This window comes from Paenibacillus macerans (assembly GCF_900454495.1).
GTDB lineage: Bacteria > Bacillota > Bacilli > Paenibacillales > Paenibacillaceae > Fontibacillus > Fontibacillus macerans.
Genome location: NZ_UGSI01000001.1, coordinates 1,523,711 through 1,541,543 on the forward strand (window position 1 = coordinate 1,523,711; position 17,833 = coordinate 1,541,543).

16 protein-coding genes and 1 pseudogene are annotated in these 17,833 nt (G+C 54.3%); 8 read left to right on the forward strand and 9 right to left on the reverse strand.

Translation table 11 applies throughout. The features are described from left to right. Window positions 1–138: 138 nt before the first annotated feature. Window positions 139–771: a nitroreductase family protein gene (locus DYE26_RS06980; RefSeq protein WP_036623170.1), complete on the forward strand. Its 633-nt coding sequence runs from the start codon at window positions 139–141 to the stop codon at window positions 769–771. A gap of 101 nt (window positions 772–872) precedes the next feature. Here the strand turns inward: DYE26_RS06980 and DYE26_RS06985 are convergent, their stop codons facing one another. Beyond that, the gene (locus DYE26_RS06985; protein WP_036623172.1) at window positions 873–1,484 is read right to left on the reverse strand and encodes an SRPBCC family protein; all 612 of its coding nucleotides are present in this window, start codon (window positions 1,482–1,484) and stop codon (window positions 873–875) included. Between the two features lie 364 nt (window positions 1,485–1,848). On the opposite strand from DYE26_RS06985, the gene DYE26_RS06990 reads away from it, so the two are divergent. From DYE26_RS06990 to DYE26_RS07000, 3 genes are read left to right on the forward strand one after another with little or no spacing between them, the layout of a single operon-like run. After that, window positions 1,849–2,178, forward strand: a complete 330-nt coding sequence (locus tag DYE26_RS06990; RefSeq protein WP_036623173.1) for a hypothetical protein — start codon at window positions 1,849–1,851, stop codon at window positions 2,176–2,178. A gap of 14 nt (window positions 2,179–2,192) precedes the next feature. After that, window positions 2,193–3,131 (forward strand): FAD:protein FMN transferase, encoded by a 939-nt coding sequence (locus tag DYE26_RS06995; RefSeq protein ID WP_036623174.1) that lies wholly within the window; start codon window positions 2,193–2,195, stop codon window positions 3,129–3,131. Next, window positions 3,115–3,702, forward strand: a complete 588-nt coding sequence (locus DYE26_RS07000) for a ferric reductase-like transmembrane domain-containing protein (RefSeq protein WP_036623176.1) — start codon at window positions 3,115–3,117, stop codon at window positions 3,700–3,702. Before DYE26_RS06995 ends, DYE26_RS07000 begins: the two co-directional genes overlap by 17 nt. 203 nt (window positions 3,703–3,905) lie before the next feature. Here the strand turns inward: DYE26_RS07000 and DYE26_RS07005 are convergent, their stop codons facing one another. The 3 genes from DYE26_RS07005 to DYE26_RS07015 are packed head-to-tail and all read right to left on the reverse strand — an operon-like array spanning window position 3,906 to window position 7,142. After that, a complete protein-coding gene (locus tag DYE26_RS07005; protein ID WP_036623180.1) occupies window positions 3,906–4,970 on the reverse strand; it encodes a glycosyl transferase in 1,065 nt (354 codons plus the stop codon). Beyond that, on the reverse strand, window positions 4,945–6,105 hold the full coding sequence (locus DYE26_RS07010) for a glycosyltransferase family 4 protein (RefSeq protein WP_036623181.1): 1,161 nt from the start codon (window positions 6,103–6,105) through the stop codon (window positions 4,945–4,947). The genes DYE26_RS07005 and DYE26_RS07010 overlap by 26 nt, the downstream gene beginning before the upstream one ends. Then, window positions 6,102–7,142, reverse strand: a complete 1,041-nt coding sequence (locus DYE26_RS07015) for a nucleotidyltransferase family protein (RefSeq protein ID WP_036623182.1) — start codon at window positions 7,140–7,142, stop codon at window positions 6,102–6,104. The genes DYE26_RS07010 and DYE26_RS07015 overlap by 4 nt, the downstream gene beginning before the upstream one ends. Before the next feature lie 378 nt (window positions 7,143–7,520). On the opposite strand from DYE26_RS07015, the gene DYE26_RS07020 reads away from it, so the two are divergent. Next, a complete protein-coding gene (locus tag DYE26_RS07020) occupies window positions 7,521–7,925 on the forward strand; it encodes a hypothetical protein (protein WP_051985456.1) in 405 nt (134 codons plus the stop codon). 35 nt (window positions 7,926–7,960) lie between these two features. Here DYE26_RS07020 and DYE26_RS07025 read toward each other — a convergent pair whose 3' ends face one another. Together DYE26_RS07025 and DYE26_RS07030 are read right to left on the reverse strand one after the other, a co-directional pair. Next, window positions 7,961–9,388, reverse strand: coding sequence for a sensor histidine kinase (locus tag DYE26_RS07025; RefSeq protein ID WP_036623186.1), 1,428 nt, complete (start codon window positions 9,386–9,388; stop codon window positions 7,961–7,963). Then, the gene (locus DYE26_RS07030) at window positions 9,385–10,110 is read right to left on the reverse strand and encodes a response regulator transcription factor (RefSeq protein ID WP_276307693.1); all 726 of its coding nucleotides are present in this window, start codon (window positions 10,108–10,110) and stop codon (window positions 9,385–9,387) included. Before DYE26_RS07030 ends, DYE26_RS07025 begins: the two co-directional genes overlap by 4 nt. Window positions 10,111–10,235: 125 nt before the next feature. Between DYE26_RS07030 and DYE26_RS07035 the strand changes: the two genes are divergently transcribed. The 3 genes from DYE26_RS07035 to DYE26_RS07045 are packed head-to-tail and all read left to right on the forward strand — an operon-like array spanning window position 10,236 to window position 12,653. Then, window positions 10,236–11,147, forward strand: a complete 912-nt coding sequence (locus DYE26_RS07035; protein ID WP_036623188.1) for an ABC transporter ATP-binding protein — start codon at window positions 10,236–10,238, stop codon at window positions 11,145–11,147. Next, window positions 11,144–11,902, forward strand: coding sequence for an ABC transporter permease (locus DYE26_RS07040; protein ID WP_036623190.1), 759 nt, complete (start codon window positions 11,144–11,146; stop codon window positions 11,900–11,902). Before DYE26_RS07035 ends, DYE26_RS07040 begins: the two co-directional genes overlap by 4 nt. A 16-nt stretch (window positions 11,903–11,918) precedes the next feature. Beyond that, a complete protein-coding gene (locus DYE26_RS07045) occupies window positions 11,919–12,653 on the forward strand; it encodes an ABC transporter permease (RefSeq protein ID WP_115311190.1) in 735 nt (244 codons plus the stop codon). Window positions 12,654–12,718: 65 nt separating this feature from the next. Here DYE26_RS07045 and DYE26_RS34790 read toward each other — a convergent pair whose 3' ends face one another. The 3 genes and pseudogenes from DYE26_RS34790 to DYE26_RS07055 form a co-directional block, all read right to left on the reverse strand. Further along, complete coding sequence (locus DYE26_RS34790; protein WP_306308134.1) at window positions 12,719–13,150, reverse strand: galactose-binding domain-containing protein; 432 nt, start codon at window positions 13,148–13,150, stop codon at window positions 12,719–12,721. After that, window positions 13,142–15,859 (reverse strand): annotated as a pseudogene (locus tag DYE26_RS07050) (DUF5695 domain-containing protein); the annotation flags it as partial. The pseudogene DYE26_RS07050 and the gene DYE26_RS34790, both read right to left, overlap by 9 nt. Window positions 15,860–15,998: 139 nt before the next feature. Continuing rightward, complete coding sequence (locus DYE26_RS07055; protein ID WP_036623195.1) at window positions 15,999–17,828, reverse strand: sensor histidine kinase; 1,830 nt, start codon at window positions 17,826–17,828, stop codon at window positions 15,999–16,001. Window positions 17,829–17,833: the final 5 nt, after the last annotated feature.

Consider the following 17,833-nt stretch of genomic DNA (forward strand, 5'->3'; position numbering starts at 1 on the left):
AGTGCTTATTGGACGGTTCGACGCTCATTTCCGCCCATTTTGGGGCAAATAAGGGCTCTATACGGTCCGTTATCCGGCCTAAGCTTGGGGCTCCGGCCTTGATTATAAAGAAAAATTTACAACTAAGGAGTGGATTTGATGACATCCGCGGTACAAGCCGACTTTTTTACCGTGATGCGGGAACGCCATGCGGTCAAGCACTTTGATCCTGCACATAAGCTGAGCAAAAGCGAAATTACCTTTCTACTTGAAATGGCGGGAAGCGCCCCGTCGGCCTGGAATCTTCAGCCCTGGAGATTTCTTGTGATCGCCGATCAAAGGCTTCAGGAGAAACTGCTCCCCGTCGCATACGGTCAGCGCCAGGTGGTGGAAGCTTCCGCCGTGATTGCCGTCCTGGGGGACCTTGAGGCACACCGGGACGCTGATATGATTTTGAGCCGCGACGTGGCTGCCGGGTTAATGCCGGAAGAAATCAAGGCAAACCTATGCGGTCAAATCGAAGCGGCCTATTTGAACAACCCGCAAGTTCCCCGGGATGAAGCAATCCGCAATGCTTCCCTTGCCGCCATGCAGTTGATGCTCACCGCCAAAGCGATCGGGTATGACACTTGCCCGATGGGCGGTTACGACCCTGCCGCATTGATCGAGGCGTTTGACATACCGTCACGTTATATTCCCGTGATGCTCGTTGCCGTCGGGAAAGCGGCCCAGCCCGCCCGGCCTTCCACCCGTTTGTCCGCCGAACAGACCGTCGTTTGGAACGGCTTCTGACCGGCAAAAGAACCCCTGCAAAGTTAGTTGCGAGGGGTTCTTTTTAACTGGAAGCGCCGCCCAAATGGCAGGCACTCGGACATCGATAACGCGGAACTCATCTAAAGAGCATCCTCCAACCGCCATTTGAGCTCAGCAAGCATGTCTTCCCAGTGGCGTTTCATCAGCTCTCGGATAAAAACATCCTCCAGCATTTCCTGGTGGATCGAAACGGTCGTTTTGCCGGTATTCGTCGACAACACGTAGATCTGCAAGCGGGAAAACTGCTCCCATTCCGGTCGTTTCCAGGTCAAACGCAGCTTATGGTAAGGCTTGACCACCGTTATTTTGCCGGAGACGCCTTCCTTTGACGCAAATTCATACCCTACCTCAAATTTGAACGACGGGACATCCCCGATCCATAACGGCAACCCTGCGGGTGTCGTGAGAAACTCCCAAACCCCTTCCTTCGAAGCGGCAAACGTCCTTCTGACCCCGATCTGCACACCCGAATCTTTGGTTGTCCCGACAGGGACTCGTCCCATTAACGGAGCGTACATCGTGGCGATCCATTCGCTCCACTCTTCCGACACTTGATGCTGCTGCTGAATTTCCTTTTGTATTCGGTCGTCTGACCAGCCCGGATTAATCGTACCTGCCAGCGCTGTGACCCAATCCTCCCATGATCTTCCCGTGGCCTTTTTGATTCCTTTCTTGAAAACAGAGCTTACCATCCGCTCACCCCTAGCCTTCTGATTTTCCTATAATATAAAGTTAAACCCTGACAAAATCGGTCAGTATATGATTCACTAACAAGAGCACGATTAAAGCCGTTGACCTGCATTTTCTAAAGTTTATGATATCATCCGCACACAATCTAGTCCACTTTGCCATTAGAGCAGCATTTCAACAACTAGTTTACTGCCGTAGGGAATCCAACGAGAGCTATAAAAAAGGTTCGATTGCCATCAATCTATTGGATTTTTCCAATAGAAGGACTGGCCTCAGCAAACTTTCAGTATGTTTTCATATGGACTTAAGGTAGGGCAGTCATACTAAGCTTACAACAAGACTTATTCAACTAAGGAGGACATCCCCATGGCAAACAACAAATGGACAAAGTGGTGTGTCGGAGTATCGAGCGCGGCGGTATTCGTCGGACTGATCGGCCTGAACGCAAACCACAGCGATGCAGCGAACCCATCCTCATCTTCATCCTCGTCTTCATCTTCATCAACGGCATCCGAATCTGCACAAAACAGCGGCCAGTTCACCTATGATCATCAAGTAACCGAGCGGAGACCGCGGTTTGAAGACTTTAACGGTAATGACGGCAGCGACTCCCCCGGGGCCGGCTACGATGGCGGCGACTCCGGAGCCGGGCCGCAATCCGGCGAATTCGGGGGGATGAGATCCCACGCATCCTAAAGGAGGGAACGGCCATGCACAAATTTCGCGCGATGAACGCTCTCTTTTTCACGGCCGGTCTCCCTCAACTTTTCCGGCGCAGTGCCATGAACTGGTTTATTTATGTGGAAAACAAACTTACCCGGTTTCGGCCCGACAGCGAGCTTTCGGCATTAAACCGGTGCGGCGGGCGGCCTTTTGCGGCTTCTCCTCTGTTATTCGACGTCATATCCGAAGCGGATCTGCATTATCAAAAAACGGAAGGCTTATTTAACCCTTACCTTGGCGCGGCGCTTTGCGAACTAGGGTATTCCCGTTCCTTTGAAACCTTGACGGAGCCAAGCAAAACCGTTACAGCGATCCGCAACATCGCTGGGATCGGCCCGCGTCCGGCCGGCTTGAACCGGGAAACGCGGCGGATTACGCTGGAACCGGGGATTTCCGTCGACCTTGGCGGTTTCGCCAAAGGATGGAGTGCACACCACTTCGCTTTGAAGCTGCAAAAGGAGGGAATTTCTCCGGGAGCGATCGGCGCCGGCGGAGACATTGCGCTCTGGGGCACGCCCCGTGAAGGATGGCATATCGGAATCGCCAATCTGTGGCAAGAGGAGCGGGATTTGCTGAAATTGCATCTGCACGGGACGCTGGGGATCGCGACAAGCAGTCCGATGAAGCGGCGATGGACGGATACGGACGGAAAAATCCTTCATCATATCCTCGACCCGCGCCGCGGCACCTCTGCCGACTCGGGTCTGGCGCAAGTCACGGTGGTGGCGCCGAATTTGCCCGAAGCGGAGGTTTGCGCGAAATGCATCCTTATTTTGGGCGCCGCAGCGAGAGCACAGTGGCTTCGCGGCCATTATCCTTGGAGCGCCATGATCGGCGTTAAGCACGACCGGTCCATCGTCGTCAGCGGAATGCTGGAACAATACAACGCCGCAAAAGGAGGCATCCCCTATGAGCTCATTTCTTGACGCTTTTAATGTATGGTCAACGACGCGCGCCGCAGGTTTAATCTGTTATCTTCTGCTGTTTGTATCAACAGCAGCCGGGCTGATGATGGGTCTCAAGCTGGCAAAAGGACGAACGACATCCCTCTTGCTGGCAGTACATGAATCCAGCGGCTGGTCTGGCTTTTTGTTCGGGCGGATCCATGGCGGAGTACTGCTGTTCGACAAATACGTCGGCTACTCGCTCACCGGTCTGCTGGTGCCGTTTACCGCGACTACACATCCCATCGTTACCGGGCTGGGAACGATCGCTTTTTATATCGCCCTGTTACTAATTCTAACTTCCGATGGAATCAAAAGGATCGGCAAAAAAGCATGGCGGACCATTCATTTTCTGGCTTTTCCCGGTTTTTTCCTTGCCTTGGTGCATGGTCTGTTCATCGGGACGGACTCGCAGTACCTTTGGGCAAAGCTGATTTATCTCAGCACAGCGGCAATCGTCATCGGGCTTACTGCGGCCCGGCTGATTCTGACTTTTCGCAAAAGAGGGGAAACCATTCCCACCATGATTCCGCAGGCAACCGAGCATCGTTAGGCCGCCGCATGAGTCCGTATTCGCGGCAGCATAACAAAAGCTCCTAAACGGCGCCTGCGCCGGCCAGGAGCTTTTGTTGCGATTATTGGCAGCCCGACAAACATTCTGCTTGGATATATCCAAGCAGGTGCTTAAAATAAGGTTCAATTCCCGCCAATCAATTGGGCTTTTCCCAATGAGAATGGCGTATCCTCCACGAATATCTATTGGATTTTGGCAAGCTGCGCTTGTTCGCGCGCCCATTTTTCGCAAACAGCTTCCGTCAGCAAGTAAGAAACGACCGCTTCCGCTCCGCAGTTGCGATTGGGGCCGTCCGCGTTTAATCCGTCGTAACAGCTGCCGTCCCGCTCGTTAACCATGGGAACTCCGAGATCGTTAGCGCCGTAAAACCAATCGCGGCATTTCAGGGCAACCGCTTCGTATTTCGGCATATCGGTCAGTTCATAAGCTTTAGCCGCGGCCAATGCCAGCTTCATCACATCGACCGGCTGTTGGTCCCACAGCGCCCGATAGTCCGGGCGGCACCAGCCATGGCTTCCCACCGGCCGAATCTGACCCGCTTCATTTTGCGACAAACCGATCAGGAAATCGAGGGAGTTTAGGGCGGTTTCAAGCAATTCCGGCCGCTGCAAGATCTCGTACGCCCACAACAGCCCCCAGGGCAGCAGCGCGTTGCTGTAGGTGATTTCGGGCTCGTACCACGACCAGTTCGGTGCCGAATGCCGGCGATAAAGACCGGTAAGCCGATCTGCCAGCTCCTTGATTCGAACGGTCAAATCGATATCGAACCCGGAGCGCTGCAGCAGGCCGAACGCGGCCAAGGCGTAAGCCCATCCCCGCGGGTAACGCATTCCATCGGCCTGAGCGAGCGCTTTGCGCAGGATCGATTCGACCGCGAAGGCGAAAGACGAGGATGGTTTTGATGTCATTACCTTGGCGCAAGCCCAAAGTACGCGCCCCAGGCAATCGTCGGACGGCATTTCCGGCTCTTGGCTGCGGTCGTAAGCGAAATTGTTGTGGAAATGCCCGTCTTCTTTTTGCGCCCACAGCAAAAAAGCGGTATACGTTTCCGCAAGCCGATCGAGCCATTTTTGCTCCTCCGGGCCGCAATTGCCGGCCCATTCCAGGCAAACCCATAATGCCCGGGCCTGGTCGTCGGTGCTGTACCCTTCATTGCGCCGGGGCACCACCCCCAGGGCATGCTCCAAAATCCCCGTCTCGTCGGTCATTTTCGCCAGATGATCAAACCGAACGGATCGCCGCTCCATATCTCCCCACCTCGGTAAACAGCCGGTGATATTCGCTTCCGACGTTCGGCCAATGCATCGTCTGCCCCAGCCGCTTCATTTTCCGGACCACATCCTGCAGCATCACTTCGTTGTTCAGCAGCGCTACGATCCGTTCCCGCCATAACGCCTCGGCATCCGCCGCGATCAGCAGATCCGGCTCACCCTCAAGCAGATCCTGGGCATAACAGTACGGCGTCGACAGCGCCGGCCGCCCCAAACCGACGGCATAAGCCAGGGTACCGCTGGTAATTTGCTCCAGTCCCGGATAAGGCGTTACATAAATGTCGCAGGCGGTGATATGGCGAACCAGGTCGTTTTCCTCCATGTAGCGGTCGATCATGACCACGTTGTCCCCGATGGCGCTGTCCTCGATCATCGCCCATAGCTCTTCGCGGTATTTCTCCCCCTCCCATTTCTTAACCTCCGGATGCGTCTGGCCTACGATGGCATATAAAACATGGGGGACCTGTTTGACGATTTCCGGCAGAATTTTAAGAATCAGTTCGATCCCTTTCCCGCGGCTCAGCAGTCCAAACGTCATCAGCACCTTCCGGTCAGACCAGCCCAGCCGCTCCCGGAACGTTTGCCGCCGCTCCGCATCGGGTTCGGGCGTGCCGTGCGGAATAAAGACGATCTTGTCCTCAGGAATGCCGAACGAACGGTTTAAATAGGAGATCGCCTTACGGTTCATCACGACGATCCGGGCGCTTCGCTCGGCGATTTCCCGCTGGATGCCGGCGTACGGTTCGCGGGGATGCTCAAACACCGTATGGAACGTTGTCACAAACGGTTTGTTTAGGGCGCGGATGAACCGCAAAATATACCGGCCGGCCTCCCCGCCGAATATCCCAAACTCGTGCTGCAGCGAAACGACCTCAATATCCGAATTGTTGATTTTGTTCGCCATCTTCTCATAATCGTTTTCGCAGTCGCGCCGCAGCAGCCACAGCAGCGGGTCAGTCAGTCCGTCCGCTTCCCCGTCGTGCAGGACGACCACCCGGTCCTTCGCTCTCCACTCTTTGGCCGCATGGACGGATTGACGCAAATGATAGGTGAATGTGGCCAGGCCGCATTTTTTCGGAACGTAAGTGCTGACATAAGCAACCCGCGTCATGCTTGCATCACTCCCAATCGGTTCATAACGGCTTCGTGCAAAATATGTCTTGAGCCGAGCTCCAGGTTGTAACCGAAAATGCAGTTGTTTAAGTACGCCCCTTCGTTCACCCGGCAGCCGTCCCACAGGATCGTCTCCGCGAGCCGGACGTTCGGGCCGATCGAGCACTTGTCTCCGAGCACGACATAGGGTCCGATGACGGAACGGGCGCCGATGCTTACGCGGTCTCCGATCAATACCGGAGGAACGAGGAGGACGCCGGTGCCGATTTTGCAGCCTTTGCCGATCCAGATCCCGCTGTCCCGATCGTATCCCGGAATGCGGATCCGGCTTGTTCCTTTTAAGAGATCCCAATGGATTTTGCGGTATCTGTCTTTCGTGCCCATATCCGCCCAATAGCCCTGGATGGTTGTTCCGAATACCCCTATGTTCTCGCGGATGAGCTGCGGAAACGTTTCGCGTTCAATGGAGACTTCCCGACCGGACGGTATCGCTTGCAGCACGCTTTTTTCCATGATGTAAATGCCTGCATTGATCCGTCTTGAGGGCGCTTCGTCCAAGCGGGGCTTCTCCACAAAACGCAAGATGCGCCCTGCATCGTCCTGCTCGACGACCCCGTACGCGCTCGGATCTTCCACCTCCGTCAGGCCGATCGTCACAGAAGCCGCGCGGGAACGGTGGAAATCCAGCAGCGGTTTCAGTTCGATATCGTGGACGATATCCGCGTTCATGGCCACAAATTGTTCATCGAGCAACGCTTCGGCGTTTTTGATCGCCCCGGCCGTGCCCAGCAGCGTTTCTTCCACGGCGTACTGGATCGATACGCCCAGCCTGCGGCCGTCGCCGAAATACGTTTTGATTTTTTCGGGATGATGCTTCAGAGCGATAACGAAACGGTGAACGCCTTGTTCCTTCAGATGAAGAATGAGATGTTCCAGCCACGGGCGATTGAGGATCGGCGCCATCGGCTTCGGCATGTTCTCCGTCAAAGGTCTAAGTCTGGTTCCCAAACCACCGGCAAGCAACAGCACATTCATTTTCGAAATCTCCTCCTGTCCCCAAAAAATGGTTCGATAAACAAACTTACGCCAGTTTCGGCACTGACGCTAATATCTCATGCCGTTCCCTCCTTTAGCTCACAATTATCAGCACTCCATCTAGTCGAGTGCTGATAATATAGTATTTTATGGAAAGTTGCTTTTTTTCCTCAAGTTATCCCATGCTTAATAGTTCCGGCAAAATCCCTTAATCGGCCCGTCTGATCCCTAATTTTCTTTAGAAATCTCATGATTTCTCCGTTTTTCGATTCATCCAGATATTTGAAATTTTATATATTGTAAATTATTATAAATTTAGTATACATTTCTATTAATAGAATATTTATACTAAAAAAATATATAGTGGAGGTTGGTAACATGAAGACTGGACGAATCAGCAAGATCTTCTTGTCACTCTCGATGGCCTTCGCAACAATTCTGCTCTTTAATGCTGTTTCGGCGAATGCCGAATCCGGCGGCGGCATTGAGCCAAGCGCCTGCTCAACGTTCATCTCCGCCGTTTTCGATGAAGCCGTAGAGGTTGGCGGCGTTGGCCAGGCGAAGTTCTACTGCGGCCCTGTTAGCGACGGCATCCCCATTGATTTTTCCGCTGACGATATTTACGTTGCACCCGTTGATCCCACGGTTGACGTTTATGCCGATCCGGACAATAACACGGTGTACTACAAAGGCCTTTATAAGGGATGGATAGAGATCATAGTTAGCTGGCTGGACAAGCCGCAGGGCCCCCATTCCACGTTTTTATGGCTGGAAGTGAAATAATTTAAAATAATTATCCGGCCCCGCCGGTTTAATTACTAACGCCGGCGGGGGTGCGGGAACGTAATCATGCATACCGTCCCCTGACCAAGCCGGCTGTTGATGTCGATTTCTCCGCCGTGTGCGAGAATGATCTGTCTGGCGATGGCCATTCCGAGCCCTGTGCCGGAACTGTCGGACGATGCGTTTGTCCCCCGGAAATACCGTTCGAACAAACGGGCCAACGTTTCCTGATCCATCCCGGCTCCATTGTCCTCAATGCCGATGCGAACCCGCCCGCCTGTCCCCCGCTCTTCATTGATCGTGATTTTTACGGTGGTGCCGGGCGGGTTATGCTTAATGCTGTTGGCAATTACATTTTCCAGTGCGCGCTGCATGTACCCCGGATCCAGATCAAGCGGAATCTGCCCGCGGTTCGTTTCGAACAAAAACGTTTTGTCCGCGGACTCCGGCAAGCTTTGGAGCTGCTTCAAAATATCTCTTGTCATCCTTACGAGATCGTTTGGCTCGAGCCGCAGCGGAAGCGCATCGTTTTTCAACCGGAAGGTCAGGCCAAAATCTTCGATCAGCCGCTCCATATATTCCACGCGATCCCCCATAATGCGGGAAAAGCCGCGCACCTGATCCGGCTCCCAGTCGTATTCGGAAGATGACAACAGGACGGTATAGCCTTTGATTACGGACAGGGGGGTTTTCAGATCGTGCGAGACGCCCGCCATCCATTCTTCCCGCGTTTTCTCCAACAGCTCCCGCTCTTCCTTGTTGCTGCGAAGGGCGGAGGTTAGCCGGGAAAGCGCCTGTATCAATTCGTGAAACGTCCTGTACTCGGCCCTTTTGCGCAGGTGTCCATTCAATACGGATTTACGCTGCTGCAGGGGCTCCTCGTATTTTCCTGCGGACAACCGTTCGATCCAGGAGACGATGTAGAGCAAGGGGGAGCCGAGCTGTCTGCCAAAATACAGGACGGTTACAATCCCGACGGCCAGTATCGCCAAAATCCATAATATATTCAGCCCGTAAAGCAAGGGATTGCCGTCCGCCGACGGCCTCCCTGCCACCCAGGTCAGCTCGCGTCCGCCCGCCGCTCCGTACCAGGTGGAAAGCTGATACCCGTTTTTGGCCGGATAAATATAGTCAGAAACGAGTTTCCCTGGAATATAGTGATCCGTAATGCTTTCGGGTTTATTTACGGAATAAATCTCATCTCCCTGCTCATTCAGGACCTGAAGCCACATATCGTTTCGGATGATATCCTCCCGGACATCAGGGGCAACCGTGAGGCGACTTCCTTCAACCGCCGTTTGCTCGGCGATCTCGCGAACCGACCATTGCGAGGCTGGCGTTTTGCCGTAACCGAAAAAAAAGCTGAACAGCAGCATACTTCCGGCGATGAGCAGCCCCCAAACCAGAAGCAGCCAAATAAGCCGCGAAACGAAGTAATAGGCGATTCGATTTCTCAGTTTCATGGCCTTTCCCTGTCCGCCGGCGCCTCAAAAAGATAACCCAATCCGCGAACCGTTTTGATCCACCGGGGGTTAGCCGGGTCCTCCTCGATCTTTTCCCGCAAACGGCTGATATGCACCATCACTGTGCTGTCCCCGCCGTAAAGTTCTCCCCACACGTCTTTATAGATTTGGCGCTTGCTTAAAATCCGGTTTGGATGCTCGCAAAAATAAAGCAGCAGCTTTAGTTCCTGAACGGGGCAGTTAATCCGTATCCCGTGTACGGTCAATCTCCCGGTATTCGGATCTACCGCAAACGACCCGAAATCGTATACCGGTTTGCGCACCGGCTCTAGCGGCGGCCGGGCGGCGCGCCTCAGCTGGGCCTTGACGCGAGCGGCCACTTCCAGCGGATTAAAGGGCTTGGTAATATAATCGTCCCCGCCTAAGCCAAAACCCTGCAGCTTGTCCAAATCGGCCGTGCGCGCGGTCAGGAACAGGATGGGCGCATCCGTCTCCGCCCGGATCGTTCCGCACAGGGTAAAGCCGTCCATATCGGGCAGCATCACATCCAACAAGATCAGATCTGGCCGTTTTTGGCGCGTAATGGCAAGGGCTTCCGCTCCGGATAGGGCGGTCAAAATATGACGAAATCCCTCCTTTTCGAATACGGTGGTCAGCAAATTCAAAATATGCCGGTCGTCATCCACCAGCAGAAGGATATGTTCCTCCAGTCTATAAGCCACGCTTATCCTCCTCCCGCTTCTATTATAAATAAATATCGATGGCGATTCGTTAAGAAAATGTTTAGGAAGAGTTTTGCTCCCGTTCAGCCTTTTTCTTATACGATGGACCCTGAGGTGAGATTTTAATGAATGAGCCAATTTTGATCACAAACGGGCTAACCAAAAAGTACAGGAGCCGCACGTCCGTCGACGGCTTGAATTTACGGCTGGAACGGGGGCAAATTTACGGGTTTCTCGGTCCAAACGGCGCTGGTAAAACAACAACGATCCGCATGCTGCTCGGTCTGATCGAACCTACGAAAGGAAGTATTGAAATTTTTGGCCAAAGCCTAAAAAAAGGGCGCCTGTCCATATTGAAGCGCATCGGATCGCTGGTCGAATCCCCGACTTATTATGGAAATTTGACCGGCCGTGAAAACCTGGAAGCGGTCCGCAGGTTAAGGGAACTCCCGGAAAAAAGCGTCCACGAGGCCTTGGACATCGTCCGATTAACGCATGTGGCCGACCGCTTGACCAAAGAATATTCCCTGGGCATGAAGCAGCGGCTCGGTATTGCCGCCGCGCTGCTCTCCAGGCCGGATTTGCTGATCCTCGACGAACCGACGAACGGCTTGGACCCTTCCGGCATCCAGGAAATTCGCGAATTGATTAAGAAACTGCCGGAGAACGGCATGAGCGTGCTTGTGTCCAGCCACTTGCTGAGCGAAATTGACCAGATGGCTACGCAGGTGGGGATTATTCATCACGGAAAAATGATCTTTCAGGATTCGATCGAACGCCTGCGGGAAAAGCAGCAGCCCTTGCTTAAGGTTGGCGTCAGCGATGTATGGGAAGCCGGAGCCGTGCTTTCCCGAAACGGAATTATGGCCGAAATCCGCGACGATGGCTTGTGGGTCCCCCGTACGGAGCCGGGTTTCGTCTCCGGCCTGAACTCGCTATTGGTCCATGCGGGCTTGTCCGTATACCGGCTGGAAGAAGTAAAGCGGTCGCTCGAGGATATTTTCCTGGAATTGACCGGTACAGAGGGAAGCTTATGAGACATCTGCTTAAAGCCGACCGATTAAAGCTGAGGCGTTCGTCGTTATGGATCGTCGTGATGTTGGTTCCGCTGCTCATCCTAGCTTATGAAACGGTGAACTTTACCTACCGCGCCGAGTTTGTCGAGAGACAAGCCGAACTGTTCCGCGCGGGTTCCCCATGGATGTTCTTGTTGTACGACAACAGCCTGCTGTTCGGTTTGGGCTTTCCTCTGTCCGCAACCCTGGCCGCATCCGTCATTGCAAATATAGAGCACCAAGCAAACGGGTGGAAGCAAGCCCTGTCTTTCCCGGTTGCCAGAAGCAAAATTTATCTCAGTAAATTCATCTGGTTAAACGCCGGGTTATTGGTTTCCGTGACGGTTTTCCTGATCGGGATGGTCCTACTCGGCAAGCTGCTGGGATTTGGCGGAGAGGTGCCGTGGGGACTGCTCGCGGGAGATTGTTATGGGATGCTGATCGCCGTATTTCCCATCGCAGCAGCGCAATTTTGGCTGTCCATGACCTTGAAAAATCAAGCCTTTTCCATCCTGGTCGGTTCAGTGTCCGCGATGATGGGGCTGTTCCTGGCCGCGGCTCAAACGACCCGCTGGTTCCCGCTGGCCTATCCGGTACAAGCCTCCACGGTGATCCTGCGCTATGAAGGCATCGGATTAAATCCTTATTTCCCGGTGTACCTCGCGATCAGTCTGGGCTTGGGCATCATCCTGCTGTTTGGCGGGGCTATGCATTTTGCCGCTAGGGATGTTCAGTAAGCAAGGAGGATTTCTTTTGAAAAATATTTTGTATGTCGAGAGATTAAAGTTAAAACGCTCCAGGCTGTGGCTGCTCTACTTTATCGGCCCCATGCTGGGCGTGCTGTTGGCTTACGCGAACTTCTATAAAAACTACGATCTGTTTATGCAGCCCGGAGATAACGCATGGCTTGAGGCCTGGACACAGGTCGCCTTATTTATGGGCCCTTTCGTTCTGCCGATCCTGGTCGGCATCTATGCGGCCTTCGTCTGCCGGGGGGAGCATGTCGGGGGCGGATGGAAGCAGCTGTTGGCGCTGCCGGTCGGACATTCGCAAATCTTCCTGGGAAAATTTTTTATGGTCGTGCGTATGGTGGTCATTACTATGGTGATCCTTTTCGGCTTCTTTACTATCGTTGGTCTGGTTAAAGGCGTTGCAGGCGACTTTCCTTTGCTCGCCTTGCTCGGGTATATGTTGCGGGGGATTTTAGCAACCTTGCCGCTGGCGCTCCTGCAGCTAGTGATCTCCATCCGGGCCAAAACGTTCGGCATTCCCCTGGCGGTCAGCATTATTTTTACGCTGCCGGCGATTCTCGTCGCCGGCACGCCGCTGGGACAGGTTTACCCGTGGACGCAGCCGATGCTGGCCATGTCGCCCGAAGATGAATCCCCGATTCAATCTTACTTCTTGTTCTATTCCCTTTTGACAGGCAGCTTCACCGTCCTGCTGCTGCTTGGTTTATGGAGGTTTACGAAACGCGACACCCTGTGAATACCGTTCCATATTTAGTGCGAAACCCGAACAAGGACTCCCGAGGGAGTCCTTGTTCGCTAGAATCACTTGCCGTACACCTTCCAGCTTTGGATACCGGTGGATGTCGATGCTTTGGCGACGATGTTCAGCCGGATTTTATTTGTCGTCACCGGCGTGAACGTGGTCGTGTTGTACCGGTCGGGCTGTACGCCGTAACCTGACGCCCCGCTGACGTTCACCCAGGCCGAGCCGTTCCAGTATTGAATCGTGTAGGAAGCCGGCAAATCGATGCCCTGGTCGTCGTCGAACCAGTACACGTCGACCCGGTTGAGCGTATAATTTTGATTCCAATCGTATTGCACCCACTGCGTCGTGTTCGGGTTGTCCCAATTGCCGTAAACGGGATGGCCCCGGTCGGCCGAACTGGCCGGCGTATACCCGTCATTCAGCCCGGCCAGGCTCTCCCACGGTGAAACATACGAGGTTGAGGCCGTGGCCAGCGGGGCCACATCCACCGGCCCCTCGGGATCGCCGCCCTTCTGCAGCTTGATATCGTAGGTCGCGGCCGCGCCGATATTCAAGCTGACGATCGTGGGCGCTCCGTTCGCCGCGGTCACGCTGCCGGCGGCGTTGTTGTTGATCAGCACGTTGTAGGAGCCCGGCGCCAAACCGTTAAAGGTGACTTTCGTCGTATGGGCGGTTCCGGGCGTCGCGTTTTTCAGCGAGAAGTTGACGTAATCTTTGGCGGCAGCTACCGTAGCTGTCGTATACGTGTCCCGCTCCAGCACCATGCCGAGTTTTTCCGTAATCAGATTCAGCTTTTGGAATACGCCGTCCTTCGGGACGATGACATAATTGTTCCCGTTCTTCGTCACCTCGGCCCCATAGCCGTAAAGTCCAAACAGCGGATCGACCGCCACGTCGGCGCTCAAAATCTTGATCGCGCCCCAAAGGCCCAGATCGGCTTCCCCGGACATGCCGCGCCAGCCGTTGAACAGCGGCCCGCCCCCGACGCCAAGCGCCCCGTGGTTGCCTTTGGTCATTTGGTACGTCCAGGCAACCGCGCCGATATCGGCCGGGTCCGAACTGATCTGCCCGGAATTGATCGCGCTTAAGTTGCCGAGCTTCGAAGCGTAGGTCAAACGCTGTTCGACCTCCGGATTGGCCGAATGGTTGCGCACCCAGTCATCCATCGCATAACCTTGCAGCGCGACGGTGTACTGGAAGTTCCACCACGGCTCCCCGGTAATCGTCACCGGTACGGAATAGAAGTACCACAACGGCATAGCCCCGCGCGTCGCCCGCACCTTCGTGTTGATTTTGCCCATCATCGACAGGTTGTTGTTCATTTTGGCCAAGGTGTACACCGACTCTTCCCCGGTGTTGTCGTAGTTGTACTCCGAGCCGTACGGGTAGGTCGTGTTTTTGAAATTGTTGTATTTGGTGTTCATTTTGCTGACGATGTCATTGGCCTGGGAAGTGTAGCCCTCCTCGCGCAGCGCTTTGATGATCTCGGGCGTCGTCATTTCTCCCATCAAGCCGATGTTCCAGTTGTATGCGACCGGTCCGTCGTAAAGCGCTTTGAAGATGTTGTAAGCACGCAGCAAATACGTCGTGCGCGGGTGAATGTAGTCGATCATGTCCGGGTACATTTTGGCGAGTTTGTACATGCTGAAATACGTGTTGTAGACGTGCGGATAAGCGTAGCCCCGGTACGTCGGCGTCGTGTTCGGTTCCGGCATCAGGAAATCGTGAATCAGGTAATCCTCATGATGGCCGTTCATCAAGTTGGTCCAAATCGCCGTTTCCAAATACTTGTCCACGGCTTCGATTTCCTTGGCAACCGGTTTCTGCACGTTTTTCTCGGCCAGGAACTGCCCGTGCGTCAGCCCCCAATCGTCGCCCCAGCCCCAATAACCGTTAAACACATTGCGGCGGGAGTTGGACTGCATCATCCAGTCGTCGAACACTTTGTCGCGGATGTCGCCGGGCACGTTCCATTGCTGATTGTTCACCATAAACGTGGCATGGCGCTGCAAAGCGTCGGCGACCGGTTCGATCGCGTAAAACTGCAGCACGGTTTTTTCGCCGTTGCCGTAGTTGACGGTAATATCGTTTTGCCCCAGCCGGCTTAAGGTTAACGAATACAATCGGTGGCCGCCCGGCGCGGTCCCGAGCGGAGTGATCGTCGTTTGCGAAGGATATTGGGCGACGACCGAATTAATCGGCTTCGTGGTCCGGAGGCTGAATTTCGCCGTCTGGTCGGTCGGCACGATCATCCCCGGCACGACGGTGAAGTCAATCATCCCTTCCGCGTACAGCCGGTCCTTCACTGCCTGTTCATTCGCCGCCTTGAAAAATTTGAACGCGTACGTCTTGCTGGCACCCGGCGCCAGCACCAGGCTCGTGTTCGGCAGATACCCGCGGTTCGTGCTTTTGATTACATTGGAATGAACGTAGAACACGGTCAGCCCTTCCGGCCAGCCGCCCTCATCGGCCGCCCATTTGCTGCCCGGGTGCTCTTCGATGCGCCAATTGTCCATATACTCGAACCCGGCTCCGGTCGAAACATCCGGCACCATCAGCAGCGTATCGCCGATGCCGCTGGGCCGCTGCACGGTAATGTAGGAATTGTTGTTTGCCACGTTGGAATGGGTGACGACCCGCGACTCGTAGATCTGCTCCCCGCCTCCTGCGGACCAATATTCATTGAAGGGAAGCGGGAGGCCGAAATCCCCGATTTCGAGCGTCTGATTGCTGGTATTGGTTACCGTGATCGACCAGCGCAAATGGTCGCTTTGGAGAGCGTAGGACTCGTCCACTTTGAAGTTGCGAATCCCTTCCGCATTGCTGGAGTTCTGATACGTGATGTTTACCGTGTTGCCGGATTGGCTTTGCGTCCGCCCGTCCGCCGAACGGTTGGTCCAGGCCTTCGTCCAGGCACCGCTTCCCAGCCGGTAGGTAAACATCAGCTCACCGACCCATTGATGGTCGGATGTGTTCTGCTGCGGAGCGTTGGTGGCGTTCATCACGTAATTGGTCGGGAAGCTGTCCCCGACGATTTGCAGGTTCGTGATTTCTCCATGGTTTCCGGTCGTAACTTGAAACTCACTGTTTGACAACGTATAGGCCGAGGCCGCCTTTGGTATGGCGACCGCCAGCGCGCTGGCGACAAACAAGCCGACAATCAACTTCAAGGGTTTCAGCGTCCGTTCATGTCCCATCATTTCACCGCTCCTTTTCATTTCCATTCAGGAATTAGATTCAGCAGCCCTCTCCTCCGATCCCGGTTTGTTTTTTTGTATCCTGCTTAGCTAAGGAACATCACCTCCTTTCCGGATAAAGCCATCGCCGCCACCGCCGCTATGTCCGCTTTGGCAACCGGACGGTAACCCGCGTGCCTTGGTCCCGGGCCGAACGGATCTTCACCCCGTACGCTTCCCCGTAAAGCAGCTTGATCCGGTTTAGCACATTGGCCATGCCAACACCGGGCGCTTCCGGATTCAGCGCGGAAGCAAGCGTTTCTTCGTCCATGCCTTGTCCGTTGTCCTCCACCGTAAACACCAGCGCGCCTTCCGCCTCATGACCGGTAATACGCAGCAGTCCACCGCTGGTCCGTAAAGCAAAACCGTGAATGATCGCGTTTTCGACGATCGGCTGCAAAAACATTTTCGGAACCTTGCAATCCGGCGGAATAAGGTCAAGCTCGTACCTGGCTTCAAACACCCCGCAATAACGCTGCTCCATGATATGCAGGTAGCTCTTGAGCCACGCGATATCATCGCCGAAAGCGACGAGCTCCCGTTTGTTTTTAACCGTATATTGGAGCATCGTCGATAAGCAGACGAGCATTTTGCTGATCTCCTCTTCATTTCGCTCGAGCGCCATCCAGTTAATAACGTTAAGTGTGTTGTACAAAAAATGGGGATTGAGCTGAAGATTAAGCGCCATGATTTCGGCTTCTTTTTCCCTGAGCCGAGTCTCGTAGTTTTCGTTGATCAGGTCGCTGATTTTTTCGTTCATCAAATTAAATTTATTGATCAGAATGCCGAATTCAAGGTCGTTCTGCTCCGGGATTTTGGTCGAAAACACGCCGCTCCCGGTCAGTTGAATCGCCACCAGCAGCTTCTTGATCGGGATCGTCAGCCAACCCGAAATCATGTAGGCGACGGCGATGGAAACGGCGATCAGCACGGCCGCGATGTACAAGCTGTACGTATGGACCAAAGGCAGATCGCTCAGCAGCCTGTCGTAAGGAACGACCAGAACGCTGATCCAACCGGTTATTTCCGACGTATCGTAACAGATCAGCATCTTTTTCCCGTTGACTTTGGAAATCGCCGTCCCGGTCCTGAATGCAATCGCTTTGTCCAGCCAACCCGCCGTTTCAATGTCCGTTAGCCTGGCGGTATCGGGATGAGCCACGATTTCTCCCTGCGGGGAAACGACGAACATGTAGGAGCCGTCGAGCGCCGTCTTGCCGGGCTGGGGCGAGCGAAAAAAGCTTTCGTTGAAGTTAATGAGCAGGACCGGATTCTCGGTGCGCGCTCCCCAGCTCTTGACCACGCCGTCCTGGACGATTGAGCTTTTCAGCAGTTGGGAGGCGGAGAAAACATAACGGTACCGCGGATCCAAGTCTCCGAGTTCCTCTTGGTCAAACTGCTTGGCAAAATCATACGTGGGAATCCAGATCAGTTTGCCGTCGGCCCGGAGCGTGTCCCGGTAGAGCTGCGATGCGTGCAGCTTGTCCGGTTTGACTGAGACGAAGGTCGGCCTGGAGGTCAGGATGGCCGTTCCGCCAAAGCTGTAATAGCCGGTGACAAGCTGAACGCTTTCGACGCTGGGCTCCGAGGCGTAATACGTGTTCAGAATCTCCGATACTTTTCGGTCCATTTGCAGAAGTTCCAGCAGATCCGTCGGGGCCGATCTGTCAAACAGTTGGAATAACTCCGGATCGGCCAGCAGCGACAGCGACTGGTCCTTGATCCGGCTTAGCACCATGTCGGTATATTGGTTGTTTTTCTGTACAACCTCCTGCATGCTGTCGCTGGCGTGCTTCAGAATGATGTCGGAGCTGGTCTTGTAGTAGGCATAACTGATGAGAATTATGGGGAACGTGATGAGGAAAACGTAGTAAACGATTAGTTTGGTCCGCAACTTGAGCCGGGCGAACCGGCGGAGAACGCGTTTCATGGCAC

What these genes read in the sequence shown, in the direction of transcription:
- DYE26_RS06995 (WP_036623174.1), top strand. Translation starts at nt 2,193, where the DNA reads ATGCACAAATTTCGCGCGATGAACGCTCTCTTTTTCACGGCCGGTCTC.
- DYE26_RS07015 (WP_036623182.1), bottom strand. Translation starts at nt 7,142, where the DNA reads ATGAATGTGCTGTTGCTTGCCGGTGGTTTGGGAACCAGACTTAGACCT.
- DYE26_RS06985 (WP_036623172.1), bottom strand. Translation starts at nt 1,484, where the DNA reads ATGGTAAGCTCTGTTTTCAAGAAAGGAATCAAAAAGGCCACGGGAAGA.
- DYE26_RS07020 (WP_051985456.1), top strand. Translation starts at nt 7,521, where the DNA reads ATGAAGACTGGACGAATCAGCAAGATCTTCTTGTCACTCTCGATGGCC.
- DYE26_RS07025 (WP_036623186.1), bottom strand. Translation starts at nt 9,388, where the DNA reads ATGAAACTGAGAAATCGAATCGCCTATTACTTCGTTTCGCGGCTTATT.
- DYE26_RS07005 (WP_036623180.1), bottom strand. Translation starts at nt 4,970, where the DNA reads ATGGAGCGGCGATCCGTTCGGTTTGATCATCTGGCGAAAATGACCGAC.
- DYE26_RS07055 (WP_036623195.1), bottom strand. Translation starts at nt 17,828, where the DNA reads ATGAAACGCGTTCTCCGCCGGTTCGCCCGGCTCAAGTTGCGGACCAAA.
- DYE26_RS07035 (WP_036623188.1), top strand. Translation starts at nt 10,236, where the DNA reads ATGAATGAGCCAATTTTGATCACAAACGGGCTAACCAAAAAGTACAGG.
- DYE26_RS07000 (WP_036623176.1), top strand. Translation starts at nt 3,115, where the DNA reads ATGAGCTCATTTCTTGACGCTTTTAATGTATGGTCAACGACGCGCGCC.
- DYE26_RS07010 (WP_036623181.1), bottom strand. Translation starts at nt 6,105, where the DNA reads ATGACGCGGGTTGCTTATGTCAGCACTTACGTTCCGAAAAAATGCGGC.
- DYE26_RS07040 (WP_036623190.1), top strand. Translation starts at nt 11,144, where the DNA reads ATGAGACATCTGCTTAAAGCCGACCGATTAAAGCTGAGGCGTTCGTCG.
- DYE26_RS06990 (WP_036623173.1), top strand. Translation starts at nt 1,849, where the DNA reads ATGGCAAACAACAAATGGACAAAGTGGTGTGTCGGAGTATCGAGCGCG.
- DYE26_RS06980 (WP_036623170.1), top strand. Translation starts at nt 139, where the DNA reads ATGACATCCGCGGTACAAGCCGACTTTTTTACCGTGATGCGGGAACGC.